At 69.6% G+C, this 18081-nt stretch carries 18 protein-coding genes; 12 read left to right on the forward strand and 6 right to left on the reverse strand.

Annotated elements, in window-relative coordinates; genetic code table 11:
- Positions 1-113: 113 nt before the first annotated feature.
- Genes NC595_RS19745 through NC595_RS19770 form a run of 6 tightly spaced genes read left to right on the forward strand, consistent with a single transcriptional unit; the run spans position 114 to position 7131 of the window.
- Entirely contained in the window at positions 114-1115 is a 1002-nt protein-coding gene (locus NC595_RS19745) for an AAA family ATPase (protein ID WP_253569089.1), read from the forward strand.
- Entirely contained in the window at positions 1112-2041 is a 930-nt protein-coding gene (locus tag NC595_RS19750) for a DUF58 domain-containing protein (RefSeq protein ID WP_253569090.1), read from the forward strand. Before NC595_RS19745 ends, NC595_RS19750 begins: the two co-directional genes overlap by 4 nt.
- The gene (locus tag NC595_RS19755) at positions 2038-2562 is read left to right on the forward strand and encodes a DUF4381 family protein (protein ID WP_253569091.1); all 525 of its coding nucleotides are present in this window, start codon (positions 2038-2040) and stop codon (positions 2560-2562) included. Before NC595_RS19750 ends, NC595_RS19755 begins: the two co-directional genes overlap by 4 nt.
- Positions 2559-3551 carry a VWA domain-containing protein gene (locus NC595_RS19760; protein ID WP_253569092.1) on the forward strand — a complete coding sequence of 331 codons (993 nt, stop codon included), beginning with the start codon at positions 2559-2561 and terminating at the stop codon, positions 3549-3551. Before NC595_RS19755 ends, NC595_RS19760 begins: the two co-directional genes overlap by 4 nt.
- Positions 3548-5413, forward strand: a complete 1866-nt coding sequence (locus tag NC595_RS19765) for a VWA domain-containing protein (RefSeq protein WP_253569093.1) — start codon at positions 3548-3550, stop codon at positions 5411-5413. Before NC595_RS19760 ends, NC595_RS19765 begins: the two co-directional genes overlap by 4 nt.
- Positions 5410-7131, forward strand: a complete 1722-nt coding sequence (locus tag NC595_RS19770) for a BatD family protein (RefSeq protein WP_343214925.1) — start codon at positions 5410-5412, stop codon at positions 7129-7131. Before NC595_RS19765 ends, NC595_RS19770 begins: the two co-directional genes overlap by 4 nt.
- Here the strand turns inward: NC595_RS19770 and NC595_RS19775 are convergent.
- Positions 7118-7639 carry an O-acetyl-ADP-ribose deacetylase gene (locus NC595_RS19775; RefSeq protein ID WP_253569125.1) on the reverse strand — a complete coding sequence of 174 codons (522 nt, stop codon included), beginning with the start codon at positions 7637-7639 and terminating at the stop codon, positions 7118-7120. The two genes, NC595_RS19770 and NC595_RS19775, sit on opposite strands and share 14 nt — an antisense overlap.
- Positions 7640-7702: 63 nt before the next feature.
- Between NC595_RS19775 and NC595_RS19780 the strand changes: the two genes are divergently transcribed.
- The gene (locus tag NC595_RS19780; RefSeq protein ID WP_253569094.1) at positions 7703-8188 is read left to right on the forward strand and encodes a MarR family winged helix-turn-helix transcriptional regulator; all 486 of its coding nucleotides are present in this window, start codon (positions 7703-7705) and stop codon (positions 8186-8188) included.
- A 99-nt stretch (positions 8189-8287) separates the two neighbouring features.
- The gene (locus NC595_RS19785; protein ID WP_253569095.1) at positions 8288-8683 is read left to right on the forward strand and encodes a hypothetical protein; all 396 of its coding nucleotides are present in this window, start codon (positions 8288-8290) and stop codon (positions 8681-8683) included.
- A gap of 24 nt (positions 8684-8707) precedes the next feature.
- Here the strand turns inward: NC595_RS19785 and NC595_RS19790 are convergent, their stop codons facing one another.
- The 3 genes from NC595_RS19790 to NC595_RS19800 all read right to left on the reverse strand — a co-directional run bounded on the left by NC595_RS19790 (position 8708) and on the right by NC595_RS19800 (position 11441).
- Positions 8708-10150: a M20/M25/M40 family metallo-hydrolase gene (locus NC595_RS19790; protein WP_253569096.1), complete on the reverse strand. Its 1443-nt coding sequence runs from the start codon at positions 10148-10150 to the stop codon at positions 8708-8710.
- Between the two features lie 102 nt (positions 10151-10252).
- The gene (mscL, locus tag NC595_RS19795) at positions 10253-10675 is read right to left on the reverse strand and encodes a large-conductance mechanosensitive channel protein MscL (RefSeq protein WP_253569097.1); all 423 of its coding nucleotides are present in this window, start codon (positions 10673-10675) and stop codon (positions 10253-10255) included.
- A gap of 79 nt (positions 10676-10754) precedes the next feature.
- Entirely contained in the window at positions 10755-11441 is a 687-nt protein-coding gene (locus tag NC595_RS19800; RefSeq protein WP_253569098.1) for a fumarylacetoacetate hydrolase family protein, read from the reverse strand.
- Positions 11442-11582: 141 nt separating this feature from the next.
- On the opposite strand from NC595_RS19800, the gene NC595_RS19805 reads away from it, so the two are divergent.
- The 4 genes from NC595_RS19805 (at position 11583) to NC595_RS19820 (ending at position 16093) form a co-directional block, all read left to right on the forward strand.
- Positions 11583-12818: an efflux RND transporter periplasmic adaptor subunit gene (locus NC595_RS19805; protein WP_253569099.1), complete on the forward strand. Its 1236-nt coding sequence runs from the start codon at positions 11583-11585 to the stop codon at positions 12816-12818.
- Positions 12819-12895: 77 nt separating this feature from the next.
- A complete protein-coding gene (locus NC595_RS19810; RefSeq protein WP_253569100.1) occupies positions 12896-13582 on the forward strand; it encodes an ABC transporter ATP-binding protein in 687 nt (228 codons plus the stop codon).
- 11 nt (positions 13583-13593) lie between these two features.
- Positions 13594-14757, forward strand: a complete 1164-nt coding sequence (locus NC595_RS19815; RefSeq protein WP_253569101.1) for an ABC transporter permease — start codon at positions 13594-13596, stop codon at positions 14755-14757.
- A gap of 13 nt (positions 14758-14770) precedes the next feature.
- A complete protein-coding gene (locus tag NC595_RS19820; protein WP_253569102.1) occupies positions 14771-16093 on the forward strand; it encodes an ABC transporter permease in 1323 nt (440 codons plus the stop codon).
- A 118-nt stretch (positions 16094-16211) separates the two neighbouring features.
- Here NC595_RS19820 and yedA read toward each other — a convergent pair whose 3' ends face one another.
- Both yedA and NC595_RS19830 read right to left on the reverse strand, forming a co-directional pair.
- Positions 16212-17105 (reverse strand): drug/metabolite exporter YedA, encoded by an 894-nt coding sequence (gene yedA / locus NC595_RS19825; protein ID WP_253569103.1) that lies wholly within the window; start codon positions 17103-17105, stop codon positions 16212-16214.
- A gap of 30 nt (positions 17106-17135) precedes the next feature.
- On the reverse strand, positions 17136-18035 hold the full coding sequence (locus NC595_RS19830; protein ID WP_253569104.1) for a methylated-DNA--[protein]-cysteine S-methyltransferase: 900 nt from the start codon (positions 18033-18035) through the stop codon (positions 17136-17138).
- Positions 18036-18081 lie beyond the last annotated feature (46 nt).

Here is an 18081-nt window from a genome sequence, read left to right on the forward strand (position 1 = left end):
TCGCCCTTTTTCATGGGGTCGCTTCGCATGACCACCGGGCTATATCGCCGCGCTGGCTAAACTTCCATGATCGAACGCTGTCCTACGCCGCGTCTCCCATGGAAGCCTTCCGGATGACCGATCTCGCGCCAGCCCAGCCAGCCACCGCCCTGCAACAGTCCTTTGCCCTCCTGAGGGAGGGATTGCAGCGTTCCATCATCGGGCAGCCACGACTGATCGATTGCCTGCTGATCGCCCTGCTGGCCGACGGCCATCTGCTGGTGGAAGGGGCGCCCGGCCTGGCCAAGACCACGGCAGTGAAGGCGCTGGCTTCGTGTATCGATGCCGATTTCCATCGCGTGCAGTTCACGCCCGATCTGTTGCCCGCCGACCTGACCGGCACCGACGTGTTCCGGCCTCAGTCCGGAAACTTCGAATTCGAGCGTGGTCCGCTGTTCCACAACATCGTGCTGGCCGACGAGATCAACCGCGCGCCGGCCAAGGTGCAGTCGGCGTTGCTCGAGGCGATGGCGGAGCGGCAGATCACGGTCGGTCGCAGTACCTGGCGCTTGCCCGAGCTGTTCCTGGTGATGGCGACGCAGAACCCGATCGAACAGGAAGGTACCTTTGCCTTGCCGGAGGCCCAGCTCGACCGCTTCGTCATGCACGTCACCATCGGTTACCCGGATGCCGCCGCCGAGTTGGCGATCCTGCGCCTGGCGCGCGGGCAGGCGAGTCGCGCGGTGCACGGCCTGCAGACGGCCCCCGCCGCGCGACTGGCTCCCGCCGACGTGATGGCCGCGCGTGAAGAGGTGCTGGAGGTGCACATGGCGCCCGCGCTGGAGGAATACATCACGCAACTCGTGCTCGCCACGCGCGATGCCGGACGCTACGGGGCGGAACTCGATCGCTGGATCGCCTGGGGCGGTAGCCCTCGCGCGACCATTGCGCTCGATCGTTGCGCCCGCGCGCATGCGTGGCTGAACGGCCGCGATTACGTGCTGCCGGAGGATGTCCATGCCGTGGCGCATGAAGTGCTGCGCCATCGCGTGCTGTTGAGTTACGAAGCCGAAGCCGAGGGCGTGCGGCCGGATCAGGTGATCGACCGCCTGCTGGATCTCGTGCCATTGCCGTGAGCGCCGTGCTGCCGTCACACGAGGCCGATGGCGTCACCCAGGTGGCGTTGTCGGAGCTGTTGGCATTGCGCGCACGCGTGGGCAGGATGACCCTGCCGGCCCAGGTCAGCCGTGCCTCACGCGCGGGGCAGCAGTCGAGCCGTCTGTATGGCCGCGGGATGGATTATGCCGAGTCACGCGTCTACCAGCGTGGGGACGATGTGCGGCGACTCGACTGGCGGCTCACCGCGCGCAGCGGCAAGCTCCATACCAAACTGTTCCAGGAAGAGCGCGAGGGTCGACTCCTGATCCTGCTCGACACTCACGCATCCATGCAATTCGGCACGCGGACGAGGTTCAAGTCGGTCCAGGCGGCGCGTGCGGCGGCATGGGCTGCATGGGCCGCCGTGAAGGGGGCCGAGCGTGTCGGGCTGATGGGGTTCGGCACGCGCGATGAACTGCTGGCGCCGCGCGCTGGCGCACACGGCGCGCTCGCGGTCTGCGGTGCGCTCGCCGCCTGGGGCAGCCGGTGGGCCGATGCCGACGAGGAACCGCTGTCCGCCGCGCTGCAGCGGGCCATGCGGACGGTCCATGGGGCCAGTCGTGTCCTGTTGATCACCGATGGCGCCTGTTGCGACCCGACCGCGCGGCGCCCCTTGGTGGAGTTGTCCCGGCGCGCCCGCCTGGGCGTGCTCGCAGTGGTCGATCCGCTCGAGGTGGCGCCCACGCCGGAAGGCGACTATCCGGTTGAGCACGGGGGCGTGCGCGCCCAACTGCATATTCATGGCGAGCGGCAACGCCATTGGCTGCCGGGCCTGCTCGGAGCCGGGCAGGCAAGGCTGGCCGCGCTGTGTCGCGCCACGGGCGTGGCTTGCCGCACCGTGGACACGACGGCCGATCCCTTCGATGCCGTCGCTGCGCTGCTGGGCGCACGGAGCAGCCGATGAGCCTGCCGTTGCCCGCGCCTGCCGCGTCTGCGCCGTCGGGTCCGGCGCTTCGCGACATCCATCTGCCGCCGCCGCCGTCCTGGTGGCCGCCAGCGCCGGGCTGGTGGGTGCTGGCGGCGTTGGCGTCGGCGCTGCTCGCCTGGGGCGTCTGGCGTTGGATTTCGCGTCAGCGGCATCTGCGCGCGCGTGCGGCGCTGGTCGCACTGGTGGACGATGCCCTGTCTGGGACCGAAGGTCGTCCGCAGGAGGCCGCGGCGGCGCTGCATGCGCTGCTGCGCCGCGCGGTGCGGAGACTGGATGGAGGCGGCGGCACGCTTCGCGGCGAGGCCTGGCGGGAAATGCTCGAGCGGATGCCGGTCGATGCAGCCGTAATCGACCGCCTCACCCAGCTGGATACCTTGATCTACCGACCCGCCCAGGCCATCGAACGCGACGCCCTGGCCGACGCCGTTCGAGCCTGGCTCGGTGCCTTTGCCGATCAGACGCGACGCAGCGGTGCGAACCGGAGGGCTGGTCGATGATGTGGCCTGAGTTCGCCTGGCCCTGGCTGGCCATCGCCCTGCCGCTGCCGTGGCTCGTGCGCCGGTGGTTGCGACCCGCGGCACCGGGGCGGGCCCTGCACCTGCCGCACCAGGGCATCGCGCTCGCCGTCGCGGTGCCGGTGAAGGCGGGCGGTCCACGGTCCTGGGTGCTCGCGCTGGCGTGGCTGTGCCTGGTCGGCGCCGCGATGCGCCCGCAGTGGGTCGGACCGCCGCAGGCGCAGCAGCGCAGCGGCCGGGCGATGATGCTTGCGGTGGACCTGTCCGGCAGCATGCGCACCGACGATATGCAGCTCGCCGGTCGCCCGGTGAGTCGCTTCGGCGCGGTGGAGGCGATCGCCAGCGACTTCATTGCCCGCCGCAGCGGCGACGAGATGGGATTGGTGCTGTTCGGCAGTCGTGCCTTTCTGGTCACGCCCCTGACCTACGATCTGTCCGCCGTGCGCGCCCAGCTGCAGGGGGCGGCCGTGGGCCTGGCCGGCACCGAGACGGCGATCGGCGATGCGATCGCCGTGGCAGTGAAGCGTCTGGCGGCCTTGCCGGAACAGGCGCGGGTACTGGTGCTGCTGACCGACGGCGTGAACAACGCCGGTAGCATCACGCCGCTCGAGGCAGCGAAGGCAGCGAAGGCCGCGGGCGTGCGCGTCTACACCATCGGTATCGGCGCCGACCGCATGACCGTGCCCGACTTCTTCGGCAGCCGCGTGATCAATCCGTCGGCCGACCTCGACGTCGGCATGCTCACCTCGATCGCGGAACAGACCGGTGGCCGCTTCTTCCGCGCCACCGACAGCCGCCAGCTGGCCGATGCGTATCGCACCATCGATGCGCTGGAGCCGATGCCGCAGCGTGCGCCCACCCTGCGGCCGCGGCACGAGCTTTTCCGCTGGCCGCTCGGCCTGGCGCTACTGCTGCTGGGTCTGGCGGCCTGGCCGCGCTGGCGCATCTCCGTCGGGGAGACGCCGGCATGATCGAGGCCGTGCACGCATTCCATTTCCTGCGTCCGCTGTGGCTGCTTGCGTTGCTCGGATTGCCACTGGCAGCCTGGTGGCTGGTGCGTGCCGATGCCGGCGAGCGGGCACTGTCGCGGCTGGTCGATCCGGTGTTGCTGCCGCATCTGCTCGCTGGTCATCCGGTGGGGCGCCGCGCCGCCACCGGCCTGCTTGCCGCGGGATGGTTGCTGGCGACGCTCGCCTTCGCCGGCCCGACCTGGAGCCGTCGGCCGCAGACCCTTTATGCCGATCGGGCAGCCCAGGTGATCGCACTGAACCTGTCGCCGCGCATGCTCGCACGCGATATCGCTCCCAGTCGGCTGGACCGCGCCAAGTTCAAGGTGCGCGACCTGCTGCGCAGCAACCGCGATGGACAGAATGCGCTGGTCGCCTGGTCGGGCGAGGCGTTCGTAGTGGCGCCGCTCACTTCCGATGCGTCCAGCCTCGACGAGCTGCTCGATGCGCTCGCGCCGGACACCATGCCGACCGAAGGCGACAACGCGACCCAGGCGATCGAGCAGGGCGTCAAGCTGATCCAGCAGGCCAAGGCCGGGGGCGGGTCGGTGGTGTTGGTCACCGACCGCGTCGATGCCGGTGCGGCCGGCGCGGCGCGCCAGGCGCTCGCGCAGGGTGTGCGTGTGTCGGTACTGGGCATCGGCACGTCCACCGGTGGGCCGGTGCCGCTCGACGGCGGCGGTTTCCTGCGCGATGCACAGGGCAACCTGGAGATGGCGCGGCGCGACGATGCCGCGCTCGCCGCAGTGGCGCGTGCAGGCGGCGGCGTGTATCAGCCGGCCACCGACGACCAGCGCGATGTCCAGGCGTTGCATGCCGAACTGCCGCAGAGCGCACAACTCGCCGCAGGCGACGCGCGCAGCGAGCAGTGGCTCGACCGCGGACCCTGGCTGTTGCTGCCCTTGCTGGTGATCGTCGCCCTGGGCTTTCGGCGCGGCTGGCTGCTGATGCTGCCGTTGGCCTGCCTCTTCGCTGTGCCGGCGCCGGCGCACGCCGACGGCTGGCGCGACCTGTGGCAGCGTCCCGACCAGCAGGCGGCGCGTGCGCTCAAGCAAGGCGATGCGCTGGCGGCGAAACGGCTGGCACAGGACCCGGCGCTGCGCGCGGCGGCGGATTACCGCAGTGGCGACTACGCGGCGGCGGCCCGCAGCTTCGATGGGCTGTCCGGCAGCGACGCGCAGTACAACCTCGGAAATGCGCTGGCCAAGCAGGGAAAGTACAAGGAGGCCATCGCTGCCTACGATCGCGCGCTGGCGGCCAACCCGCACAATGCCGATGCGAGTGCCAATCGCCAGGCCGTGCAGGACTGGCTGAAGCGCCAGCCGCCGCCGAAGGGCGACAATGGAGCGCAGGACGACAAGGATCACCAGGGCAAGGACGGCCAGCCGCAGGATCAGCAGGGTCAGTCGAAGGGCCAGTCACAGCAGGGCCAGAAGGGTCAGCAGCAAGGCAAGCCGGGTGACGCCTCGAAGCCTCAGCAGGGCCAGCAGGAGCAGTCGTCGGGACAAGGCAAGAACGATGGCCACGCCAAACCGCAGACCCCCGAGCAGCGGGCCGCCGAGCAGGCCCGCGCGGAGGCGGCGCGCAAGGCCTTGCAGAAGCAGATGGACCAGGCGTTGAAAGGCAAGCGGGCCAAGGGCGAGCCAGACCAGCCTCACCAGCTCGGCATGCCGGACCAGGACGATCCGTCCTCGCGCCTGCCTGCCGACGTACGGCAGGCTCTGCAGCGCGTGCCCGATGACCCCGGTGCGCTGCTGCGCCGGAAGTTCGAACTGGAATACCGGCAGCGCCACGGCGGCGCCACCGGGGAGGATGAACAACCGTGATCCGTCCATGGCGCCCCCTTGTCGCAGTCCTGCTGCTCTCGCTGATGCCGATGCTGGCGCAGGCCGCAGTGCGGGCCACGCTGGACCGCAGCGCCGCGCATCTCGGCGAGACGGTCACGCTCAACCTGCATTCGGATACCGCGCCGATCAGCGCTCCCGACCTGTCTGCGCTCAACCAGGACTTCCAGGTACTTGGCCAGTCCAGCGGGACCACCCGCAGCTTCGTCAATGGCAAGAGCACCGTCGACTACTCCTACGGCGTCGCATTGCGTCCCCTGCACGTGGGCACACTGCAGATTCCGGCGCTGACGATCGGCAACGAACAGACCCAGCCGCTGACCCTCGAAGTCACCGCGCCCAGCACGGCCGATGCCGACGTACACGGCCCGGTGTTCGTCGAGGCGCGCTTCGATCCGCAGCACCCGTACGTGGGCCAGCAGGTGGCGTTGAGCGTGAAGCTCTACTACACCACCAACCTGGCCAATGCGTCGCTGTCCGACCCGGCCATCGACGGCGCCGACGTCAACCGGCTGGGCAACGACACCGACTACCAGGCGCAGCGCAACGGTCGCACCTACAACGTGATCGAGCGACGCTACGCGGTGGTGCCGCAGAAGGCCGGCGCCCTGACCATGGCGCCGATCGTGTTCCAGGGCGATCTGCTCGATCCGAACGATCCGAACAGCTTCCTCGGCATGGGTTCGCCGGTGCAGGCACAAAGCAATGCGCTCACGCTGCAGGTGCAGGCGGCACCGGCCAGCTGGGGGCCGTCGGCGTGGCTGCCGGCGCGCCAGCTCACCCTCGGCCTGGACGGCCTGCCCGATCCCGGCACGCCGGTGCGCGTGGGCCAGCCGTTCAATCTCACCCTGCACATCGACGCCACCGGGCTGTCGTTCGAGGCGCTGCCGGCCCTGACCCTGCCCACGCTGGACGGCGCCACGGCCTATCCGGACAAGCCGGTGACCGGCAATCGGGTGGACGGCGGCTGGATCATCGGGCATCGCGAGCACCGTTTCGCGATCGTGCCCGGTCGTGCGGGCACGCTGACCCTCCCGGCGATCACTGTGAAGTGGTGGAACGTGGTCACCGGCCAGCCGGAAACGGCCACCATTCCCGCCCACAGCATCCAGGTGTTGCCGGCGACCGGGACGACGGCGTCGGCGGGCGCTCCCGCGTCCGCAGCGTCGGTGCCCGCGGCGACAGTCGGCACCGGGACACCACCGGCGCCGCATGCGACGGACTCCGGAACGCGGCGGCCCGCCCGTTCGCCGTGGATGTGGATGGCTCTTGCGCTTGGGGTGCTGTGGTTGCTCACCCTCATCGCGCTGCTGCTGCGCCGGGGGCGCTCCCCGCGCCCGGTGAAGTCGGTGCGTACCGGGCCGGATGCGCCGGTGCCCCCGAAGGGCCACCGCGAAGCCTTCCTGCGCGCCGCGCGGAGCGGCGATACCGGCATCCAGGCGCATGCGTTGCTGGTCTGGGCCCAGGGCGAGCGCCCGGGCCTGCGGCATCTGGAAGCCGTGGCGGCTGCGCTGGACTCGCAGGAGCAGCGCGCGATGATCGCGGCGCTCGAGCGCGCCCGCTACGCCGGCGCGGCGGACAGTCCGTCCACCGCGGCACTGGAGGCGGCTTTCGTCCACGGCTTCGCCTGGCGTGAGGCGGGTAACAGTGGACCTGCCGACGAACCGCTGCCGCCGTTGTATCCGTTCAAGCTCCGCTGAGCGCACGGGCAAGCACCTCGCCCATCGCCGCGTCGCGCGCGCACAGCATGATCTCCAGGTGCGGGTGCCGGGCCAGCACGGAACGCACGCTGCGTACGGCCACCACTGCTGCGGCCTCGGCCGGATAGCCATACACCCCGCAGCTGATCGCCGGGAACGCCACGGTGTCCAGGCCATGGGTATGGGCCAGCTGCAGCGAGCGCCGGTAGCACTGTTCCAGCAGCGCCGGCTCGCCGTCGTGGCCGCCGCGCCAGACCGGGCCGACGGTGTGGATCACGTGGCGGGCAGGCAGGGCGAAGCCCGGAGTGATCACCGCCTCGCCGGTCGGACAGCGGACGCCCGGCAGCACCTCGGGCAGCGCCCGGCAGGCGGCGAGCAGTGCCGGTCCCGCCGCGCGGTGGATCGCCCCGTCGACCCCGCCACCGCCGAGCAGGCCAGGGTTGGCCGCGTTGACGATGGCGTCCACGGCCAGGGTGGTGATATCCGCGACGATCTTGCGCAGGGTCATGGTCTGTCCAACATGGCGCACGTATGCTTCCCCATGATGGTTGATCCGGAGTGCACGGCAAACATGACGAAAACCGAAGACATACCGTTCGGCTACCTGCTCAACGACGTCACCCTGCTGTTCCGCAAGCACTTCGACCGTCGTGCCGTGCGGTTTGGCCTGACCCGCGCGCAGTGGCGCGCCACCAAGATGCTCCATTACCGCGAGGGGCTGCGCCAGACCGAACTGGCCGAATACCTGGAAATGGAACCGATCGCCGTCGGTCGCGTGATCGATCGCCTGCAGGCGGCCGGCTTCGTCGAGCGCCGCCCGGATCCGCGCGATCGCCGCGCGTGGCGGCTGTATCCCACCGAGCAGGCGAAGAGCGTGATCGGCGACATGGAGCAGATCGGCCGCGGTCTGCGGCGGGATGCCACCGTGGGCATCAGTCACGAGGAACTGGCCCAGGCGCTGGGCGTGATCACCCGCATCAAGGACAACCTGCAGGCGCTGGACCAGGCGGCAGGCGAGGGAGACGACCCGGCGCCGATCGGCGACGGGGAGGAGTAGCGGGCCATCGGCCGAACCGTGCCCGCCGGGCCGGTACCGCCGCGGCGCCTTCACATGCCGGCGGCTTAAGCTTCTGCTTTGCTGAAACGGGAGGTGGTGATGCGGAACCATCACGCGAAACAGCTCATGGCGGTCGTGCTGCTGACCCTGGTCGCCGGTGCCGGCACCACCCGGGCAGCGACGCCCGGCACGCTCGACGATGCGGCGCTGCTGGCCTATGCGAAACAGCCTTGGGACAAGGCCACCCTGATGCACACCACGGTACCGCTGGGTCGCTACCACGGCGTCCCGGTAGTGGCCGAGTTCCCCTGCGGTGACGTTTGCCCGCAATACACCCAGCGCATCATCCACTTCGATCTGCCCGAGGGCGCGGACTGCGCCGCCGCGGGCGGGGTGGAGCGGGAGGTGCTGGTGCCGATGGCGATCACCATGCGCACGAAGCGGTTCTGTTTCCCCAAGGTGCTGGTCGACGCCGGGTTGCACGCGGTGCGCTGAGCCCGGCATCGCCTCGGCGCGGGCCTATTCGCCCGCGCCGTCGTGGGCGAAGGCGCCCGGCGCCGAGCCGAAATCGCCCCTGGCCTGCGCCGCCATGTACGCGTAGGCCGCGTAGACCGCCACGTTCTGCGCCAGGTCCTGCGGGTCGATCTTGTCCAGCGTGTCTTCCGACGTGTGGTGCCAGTCGAAGTAGTAGGTACCGTCCTGGGTCAGCGACAGCGCGGCCATGCCCTTGCCGTGCATCTGCGAGAGGTCCGAGCCGCCACCGCCGGGCTTGTCCGGGTCGTAGGCCACGCCGATCGGCACCAGCACCTTGGCGATCTGCGCGACGGCATCGCGCGCTTGCGGCTTGACGCTGGCGCTCATGCGCCAGATGCGGCCGGCACCGAAGTCCGACTCGGTGCCGAGCACGTGCCTGGCGACCTCGGCGGCGTGCTTTTCGGCGTAGGCGCGACCGCCGTACAGGCCCATTTCCTCGTTGGCGAAGGCGATCACCCGGATGGTGCGGTCGGGCCGCTGCGGCAGGTCGTGGATCAGCTTGGCCGCACCCATCGCGATCGCCACGCCGGCACCATCATCGATCGCGCCGGTGCCCGGATCCCAGGAATCCAGGTGGCCGCCGATGTCGACGATCTGTTCGGGGTGTTTGCGTCCGGTGATCTCGCCGATCACGTTGGCGCCGGTGTAGGTGCCCGCCAGGCCGCAGTCCAGGTCCATCGTCACCGTCACCGGCTTGCCATAGGCCAGCACGCGCTCGAGCTGGTCGGCGTCGGGCTCGGCCAGCGCCGCGGCGGGGATCGCCTTGGCCGGATCGGTGAAGCCGGTGACCCCGGTATGCGGTGCGCGGCTGTGCGGATCGGTGCCGGCCGAGCGCAGCAGGAAGCCGGCGGCGCCCTTGGCTTGGGCGATCACCGGGCCACCCATGCGCACGGCCGAGCCGATGGCGTAGTCGTGACCGTCCTTCTGCCGGGTCATGCGCGCACCGACGTAGACGATGCGCCCCTTGATGGTGGCGGGGGCGGCGGCTTTCAGCGCATCGAGGTTGGGGAAGGCAACCACCTGCGCGGTGAGCCCGCCCTTCGGCGTCGCCGGGGAGTAGCCCAGCGCGGTGAGCACCAGCTTCTGCGGGAACGGCGCGACGATGGCGCCGCTCTCGCTGCGACGCTCCCACAACGGGAAGCTGACCGGCTCGGTGTAGACCTTGTCGAAGCCCAGCGCCTTCATCTTCGCCACCACCCAGTCGCGCGCCCGCTGGTCGTTCGGGCCGCCGGCCAGGCGCGGGCCGATCTCAGTGGTGAGGCCCTCGACGATGCGGTAGGCGGTGTCGTCGTGCATCGCCCGGTCGCGCAGTTGCTCGGCCGTCTTCACGGCCTGCGCGGGAATCACCGTGGGAGCGTCGGCGGCACTGGCGGTGGCGCAGGCCAGCACGAGGCCGGCGGCGAGCGGGGTGAGCAGGGTGCGGCGCATCGGGGCGATCTCCGGAGGCAAACCCCGATTATCCCGACAACGCGCAGCGCGGCTTAGGCCGGAAGTCATGGGCGGCCGGCCAGCGCCGGCCGCCTGGATCGATCAGCCCTGCGGGCGGTTCTTCAGCAGGTCGCGGATCTCGGTCAGCAGCACCACGTCCTCCGGCGGGGCGGCAGGCGGCGCGGCCTCTTCCTGCTTGCGGCTGAGGCGGTTGATCGCCTTGACCACGATGAAGATCGCGAAGGCGACGATCAGGAACTGGATCAGAGTATTGACGAAGGTGCCGTAGTTGATGGCCACCTCGGCGACCTTGTGTGCGGGGTCGGAGTTGTCGGCCGCCTTGAGCACGACTTTCATGTCGGAGAAGTCCACGCCGCCGGTGAGCAGGCCGATCGGCGGCATGATCACGTCGTTCACCAGCGAGGTCACGATCTTGCCGAACGCGCCGCCGATCACCACGCCCACGGCGAGGTCGATCACGTTGCCGCGCATGGCGAATTCCTTGAACTCCTTCAGCATGCCCATTGGTGTCCCCTCCCGAGGGTGTGTGGAATGACCGTGCGACTCTAGCCCAGCGGTGCGGCCGGGGACAGCAACCGCATCGTCAGGCGACCCGGCCCTCGAGCACCGCCACGCCGGTCAGTTCGGCGCGGAAGCGGTCGCCACGCTGCAGCGCCGCGACGCCGGCCGGGGTGCCGGTGAACACCAGGTCGCCGGCCTTCAGCTCGAACAGCTTCGAGAGTGTCGACAGGATCTCCGGCACGCTGTGCACCATCTCGCCCAGCGTGGCGTGCTGGCGCAGCGTGCCGTTCACATCGAGCCGGAGTACGGTGCCCGGCGCGAGGGTCGCGACGTCGGCCGGCATCAGCGCGGACATCGGTGCGGAATGGTCGAAGGCCTTGGCGACGTCCCACGGATGGCTCTTCGCCTTGGCGACCGCCTGCAGGTCGCGGCGGGTCAGGTCCAGCCCGACGCCGTAACCCCAGATCCGCGCGGCGGCCTGGTCCGGCGACAGGTCGCGGCCGCCATCGCCCAGCGCCACCACCATCTCCACCTCGTGGTGCAGGTCGGACGTCGCCTGCGGGTAGGGTATGTCGGCGCCATCGGTTACCAGCGCGTCGGCCGGCTTGCAGAAAAACAGCGGCGTACCCTTGTCCACCGTCGCGCCCATTTCACGCGCGTGCTCGGCGTAATTGCGTCCGATGCAGAAGATGCGTCGCACCGGGAAGCGCGCGTTGCTGCCGGCGACGGGGAGGCTGGAAACCGGGGAGGGCGGGATGACGTAGTCCATGGCGTGGAAGGTTAGCAGGCGCGGCGCGGGGCAGTGACAGCTGTCACGCCCGATGCCTGATGCCGGCCGCTGCCGGGCGCCGTCGGCCCCGAGCACACTGCTCAACGCAAGGCACCGGCGACCGCCGGGCAGGGGACACTCGTGGATCACACCGAACTGCTCAACCAGCTGAAGATCGACCGCGCGGCAAAGGACCTGGAGCCCTCCGGCGCAGGTGGTCGGAGGGTCTGGATTGCGCTTGCCGTGCTGCTCCTGCTGGCCGTGGCCGGCGGCTTGTTCTGGTGGCACCAGCGGCCATTGCAGGTGAAGCTGGCCACCGCTGTCGCGCCCTCGGCCACGGAGGCGTCCGACGCCGTGCTGCAGGCGACCGGCTATGTCACCGCGCGCCGCCAGGCCACGGTATCGGCACAGATCACCGGCACGCTGACCGAGGTGCTGATCGAAGAGGGCGACCACGTCCACAGGGGCCAGGTGCTGGCGCGGCTGGAAGACAGCGCCTACCGCGCCAGCCTCGATGCCGCCCGCGCCAATGCCCGGGCCGCGCATGCCCAGGCCGGCCAGATCGAGGCCCAGTTGCGGCAGGCGCAGGCCGACGCGGAGCGCCTGGATGCACTGGTCGCCCGAGGGCTGGTATCCAGGCAGTCCGCCGAACAGGCACGTACCGCGGTCGCCAGCGACCGCGCGCAGCTCGCGGCGCAGCGCCTCGCCGCCGATGCCGCCGACGCGCAGGCGAAGCAGGCACAGGTGAACTTCGACTACACCGTGGTGCGCGCCCCGTTCGACGGCGTGATCACCGAAAAGGCCGCGCAGGTCGGCGAGATCGTCTCGCCGCTGTCCGCCGGCGGCGGCTTCACCCGCACCGGTGTGGGCACGATCGTGGACATGGACTCGCTGGAAGTGGACGTCGACGTCAACGAGGCCTACATCGGCCGGGTCAAGCCGGACATGCCGGCCGAGGCGGTGCTCGATGCCTACCCGGACTGGGCCATCCCTGCCCACGTCATCGCGATCGTGCCGACCGCCGACCGTGGCAAGGCCACGGTCAAGGTGCGCGTGGCGCTGGAGCAGAAGGACCCGCGCATCGTCCCGGACATGGGCGTGCGTGTCTCGTTCCTGGAGAAGAAGGCCGCGCCGGCCGCACAGGCACCCGAGGGCGTGCTGCTGCCTGCATCTGCAGTGGTCGAGCGCGACCATCGTCGCGTGGTGTTCGTGGTCAGCGGCGGTCGCGCGGCGATGCACCGGGTGGATCCGCAACCGGCCGGCAGCGACATGGTGCGCGTTCCGGCAGGTGTGGTGGCGGGCGACCGCGTGGTGGTCGCGCCACCGGCCTCGCTCGATGACGGGACGAAGGTAGAGAAGGCGGCGGACGCGCACTGAATCACGCGTCGACCGCAATGCATCGCGGCCACGCCGGCCGCATCGGACAGACACTTAAGGATTGCCGGAGAACCCAGATGAGCGCATTGATCGAGATCCGCGACCTCGCCAAAGTCTACGAGCGCGGCAAGCAGAAGGTGGAGGTGCTGCACCATATCGACCTGGACATCGCCGAGGGGGATTTCCTCGCCCTGATGGGACCGTCCGGCTCGGGCAAGACCACCCTGCTCAACCTGATCGGCGGCCTGGACTCGCCCAGCGCCGGCAGCATCGCCGTCGGCGGCCAGCGGATCGACCAGCTCGGCGCCGGCGCACTGGCGAAGTGGCGCGCCGCCCACGTCGGCTTCGTGTTCCAGTTCTACAACCTGATGCCGATGCTCAGTGCGCAGAAGAACGTCGAGCTGCCGCTGCTGCTCACCAGGCTCTCCGCGGCGCAGCGGCGCAAGAACGCCTCCATCGCATTGCAGCTGGTGGGCCTGGCCGATCGCGCCTCGCACAAGCCGAGCGAACTGTCCGGTGGCCAGCAGCAGCGCGTGGCGATCGCCCGCGCGATCGTCTCCGACCCGACCCTGCTGGTCTGCGACGAGCCCACCGGCGATCTCGACCGCCAGTCCGCCGAGGAGGTGCTCGGCCTGCTGCGCACGCTCAACCGCGAACACGGCAAGACCATCGTGATGGTCACCCACGATCCCAAGGCCGCCGAGTACGCCAACCACACCCTGCACCTGGACAAGGGCGCGCTGGTCGAATCGGCCGCGGCCTGAAGGAGGCGGCGATGAAATATTTCCATCTGGTCTGGGCCGCGCTGTTCCGGCGCAAGACACGTACCTTCCTGACCCTGGTGTCGATCATCACCGCATTCCTGCTGTTCGGCATGCTCGATGCCGTGCGCACTACCTTCGACAGCGGCAGCAAGAGCATCGCCGGGGTGGACCGGCTGATCACTTCCTCGCGCTACTCGATCATCCAGTCGTTGCCGCAGGCACTGCAGGTGCGCATCGCCGCGGTGCCGGGCGTGCGCGACGTCGCGTATGCGAACTGGTTCGGCGGCATCTACCAGGACCCGAAGAACTTCGTCTTCAGCTATGCGGTCAGCCCGAATTACCTCGACGTCTATCCGGAGATCCAGCTGTCGCCCGAACAGCGCAAGGCGTTCGACCAGACGCGCACCGGCGTGGTGATCGGGCCGCTGCTGGCGAAGAAGTACGGCTGGAAGGTCGGCGACAAGATTCCGCTGCAGTCGACCATCTTCCCGCAGAAGAACGGCGACAAGACCTGGCAGTTCGACATCGTCGGCATCTACAGCCTGGGCAAGGGCGCGGCCAATGGCATGGACCAGTTGTTCCTGCTGCACTGGAAGTACTTCGACGAGGCCAACCTGTATGCCCGCCATGAGGTGGGCTGGTACATCGACCGCCTCGCCAGCCCCGATGATGCCGACCGCGTGGCCAAGGCGATCGATGCGATTTCGGCCAACTCCGACCACGAGACCAAGTCGCAGACCGAGCAAGCGTTCAGCGCCTCGTTCGCCAAGCAGCTCGGCGACATCGGCCTGATCGTCACGGCGATCATGGGCGCGGTGTTCTTCACCCTGCTGTTGCTGACCGGCAACACCATGGCGCAGGCGGTACGCGAACGCACCTCCGAGCTGGCGGTGCTGAAAACGATCGGCTTTTCCAGCCGCGGCGTGCTGGGCATGGTGCTGGCCGAGTCGGTGCTGCTGCTGGTGTTCGGCGGGGTGATCGGCCTGGGCATCGCCTCGGTGCTGGCGCCCGCGGTGAGCAAGGGCAGCGGCGGCATGGTCAACCTGCCGCCGGTGGGCGCGGGCAGCTGGGCGCTGGGCGTGGGCCTGATGGTGCTGATCGGGCTGGTGGTCGGCGCGTTGCCGTCGCTGCGCGCGATGCGCCTGAACATCGTCGATGCCCTCGCGGGCCGCTGAGGAGAATCCCGTCATGAAGAAATTCCTTTCCTTCCTCGGCAACCTCGGCCTGCTGGTGTTGCTGGCCGTGGTGCTGGGCGTCTGGACCCGGCTGTCGATGGCGGCCGTCGGTGTGCTGGCGGTACTGCTGATCCTGTGGCTGGTGTTTTTCCGGCGCGGTCGGCAGACACTCTCGGTGACCCGCGTGGGCATCAGCACATTGGGCCAGCGCCTCGGCGCTTCGTCGGTGATCGTGATCGGCATCGCCGGCGTGGTCGGCGTACTGGTGGCGATGCTGGCGATGGGCGACGGCTTCGCCGCCACTCTGGCGCAGACCGGCAGCGACGACAGTGCCATCGTGCTGCGCGGTGGTTCGGCGGCCGAGCTCAACTCGGTGCTGGAGCGCGACAACATCGACGTGATCGAGCAGGCACCGGGCGTGGCCAAGACGCCCGACGGCAAGCCGGTGGCCTCGGCGGAGATCTCGGTGGTCGCCAACCTGCCGAAGAAGAGCGATCCCACCGTCGATGCCAACGTGCAGATCCGCGGCGTCGACGATGCGGCCTGGACGCTGCGGCCGAATGTGAAGATCCTCGCCGGTCGACGCTTCAAGCCGGGCCTGCGCGAGCTGGTGGTGGGGCAGGGCGCGCTGCGCCAGTTCGCCGGACTGGAGGTGGGAAAACAGATCCGTCTGGCCGGGCAGAACTGGACCGTGGTCGGCGAATTCGGCTCCGGCGACTCACACGATTCGGAGCTGTGGGGCGACCGCCAGACCGTCGCCTCGACCTACCGCCGCGGCTCGAGCGCACAGTCGGTCACCGTACGGCTGACCTCGCCGGAGGCGTTCGACACCTTCAAATCGGCCCTGGTCGGCGATCCGCGCCTGAAGGTGGACGTGAGCACCACCCGCGACTACTACGCCAAGCAGTCGGAGGGATTGACCAAGGTAATCCGCGTGGTCGGCATCACGGTCGGCGTGATCATGGCGATCGGTGCGATCTTCGGCGCGCTCAACACCATGTTCGCCGCCGTCGCCGCGCGCGCACGGGAGATCGCCACGCTGCGTGCGATCGGTTTCCGTGGCGTGCCGGTGGTGGTCTCCGTACTGCTGGAAACGATGCTGCTCGCCCTGCTCGGCGGACTGCTGGGCGGCTTCGTCACCTGGCTGATCTTCAACGGCTACACCGCATCGACCCTGGGTTCGAACTTCAGCCAGGTGGTGTTCCAGTTCAAGGTGTCACCGCAGCTGCTCTGGACCGGCATCAAATGGGCGCTGGCGATCGGCCTGGTCGGAGGCCTGTTTCCTGCCGTACGCGCAGCGCGTCTGCCGGTGAGCACGGCATTGCGGGAACTCTAGGGCGGGAGCGAGGCTTGGAGTGAAGGGGATGGCGGGCCCGCGGTGCGTCGCCCGCTTTCCTGCGCCGTCCCTCGGCGCCTCCGGAGGCCGCCTGCTCGCTGCCGCCAGCGGCGAAATGTCATCGCCGCTGCCGCGACAGGGTGATCACCGCGACGCCGAGCAGGATCACCGCCATGCCGGCCAGGTCGAACGGGCCGACGTGCTCGTCCGCGAGCAAAACGCCGAACAGCACGGCGACCGGTGGATTGACGTAGGCGTAGCTGGTAGCCAACGCCGGGCGGGCGTGGCGCAGAACGTAGAGGTAGGCGCTGAAGGCGATGATCGAGCCGAACACCGCCAGGTAGACCAGCGCGGCGGTGGCGTGCCAGGTGGGATGGGGCGGCAGCCGTTCGCCGCTGCCGAAGCCGACCGCGAGCAGGGCAAGGCTGGCGCACAGCATCTGTGCCGCGGTGTTCATCGGGCCGGCAGGCATGTCCTGCCGTTTGCTCCATGCCGAGCCGAAGGCCCAGCACATCGCTGCAGCGATCAGGGCCATCGCACCCAGATGCGAGCCGGATAGACCACTGCCCAGGTTGAGCACGATCACGCCGGCAAAACCCACCAGCAATCCGACTGTCTCGCGGCGGGTTGACCACTGGCCATAGAGCCCGGCGAACAGGGCGGCGAACAGAGGCATGCTCGCCACCGCCACGGCAGCGATGCCCGAACTCACCCGCTGCTCGGCAAAGCACACCAGTCCGTTGCCGAAACCGAGCAGCAGCACGCCGGTGACGGCGGCATTGCGCCACTGCAGCCGGCTCGGCGCGGCGATGCCGCGCAGGCGCAGAAAGGCGAAGAGCGCGAGGCCCGCGCCGAGGAAGCGCACGCCCGCCAGCAGGAATGGCGGATAGCTTGCCAGCGCGAAGCGGATGGCGAGGTAGGTGGAGCCCCAGATCACGTACAGCGCGAACAGGGCGAGCGGGATCAGCACGCGTTCGTCGGCGTGACCGCGGGTCGCGGCGATTTCGGACATGTCGGGGCGGGCTCGCGTGGGGACGCGCGATTATCGACGAGAGCGCGATGCGGAACGAGGCCGCTCGCCGACATTTCCGTGACTGGAGACGGCGCGCTCGCGGTCCAGCAACTGCCGCTTGCGCTCCACACCCCAGCGCCAGCCGCCCGGAGAACCGTCCTCGCGGACTACGCGATGGCAGGGCACCACCAGGGCCAGTCGGTTGCTGCCGCAGGCGTTGCCGACGGCCCGCGCCGCGCGCGGCATGCCGAGTCCCGCGGCCAGTTCGCCGTAACTCACCGTACTCCCGGCCGGGATACGCGTGAGGGCCTGCCAGACGCGCCATTGAAATGCCGTCGCCGCGACGTCCAGCGGCGGCAGTTGCGGGGCATCGACCGCACTCCAGCCCAGCTTGTGCGCGACATGGGCGATCACCGTGTCGAGCCATTCCTCGCGACCGGCCTCCACCCGTTCGCGGGTGGCGTGGGGGAATTCGCGCGTCAGTCTGGTCTCCAGTGCGGCCTCGTCGTCGTCTAGCGTGACCGAACACAGTCCGCGGGTGGTGGCTGCGACCAGCATCGGACCCAGCGGGGTGTGGGTGATGGTGTAGCGGATGTGCGCTCCGGCGCCGCCCGAGCGATAGCTGGCCGGGGTCATGCCGAGCAGGCGGTCGCTGTGTTCGTAGACCCGGCTGCCGGAACCGAACCCGGCCGCGTAGACGGCGTCGCTCACCGGCTGGCCCTCGCGCAGCGAACGGCGCAGCTGGTCGAAGCGGCGTGCCCGATGATATTCGGCCGGGCTCACGCCGAAGCGGCGACGGAAGGCGCGTTGCAGATGGGTCGGACTGAGTCCGGCCTGCGTGGCCAGAGCGGCCAGGGTGGGCAGTTCGTCGGACTGCTCGATCCGTGCTCGGACGGCTTCGAGCGCAGCGTCGGTGTGGGTCGTGGGCATGGCGGCATCCCTGGGAGGATGCGCTCAGGCTAGCGCCGCGCCTTGC

It is taken from the genome of Dyella lutea, assembly GCF_024158035.1.
GTDB classification, from domain to species: Bacteria; Pseudomonadota; Gammaproteobacteria; order Xanthomonadales; family Rhodanobacteraceae; genus Dyella_A; species Dyella_A lutea.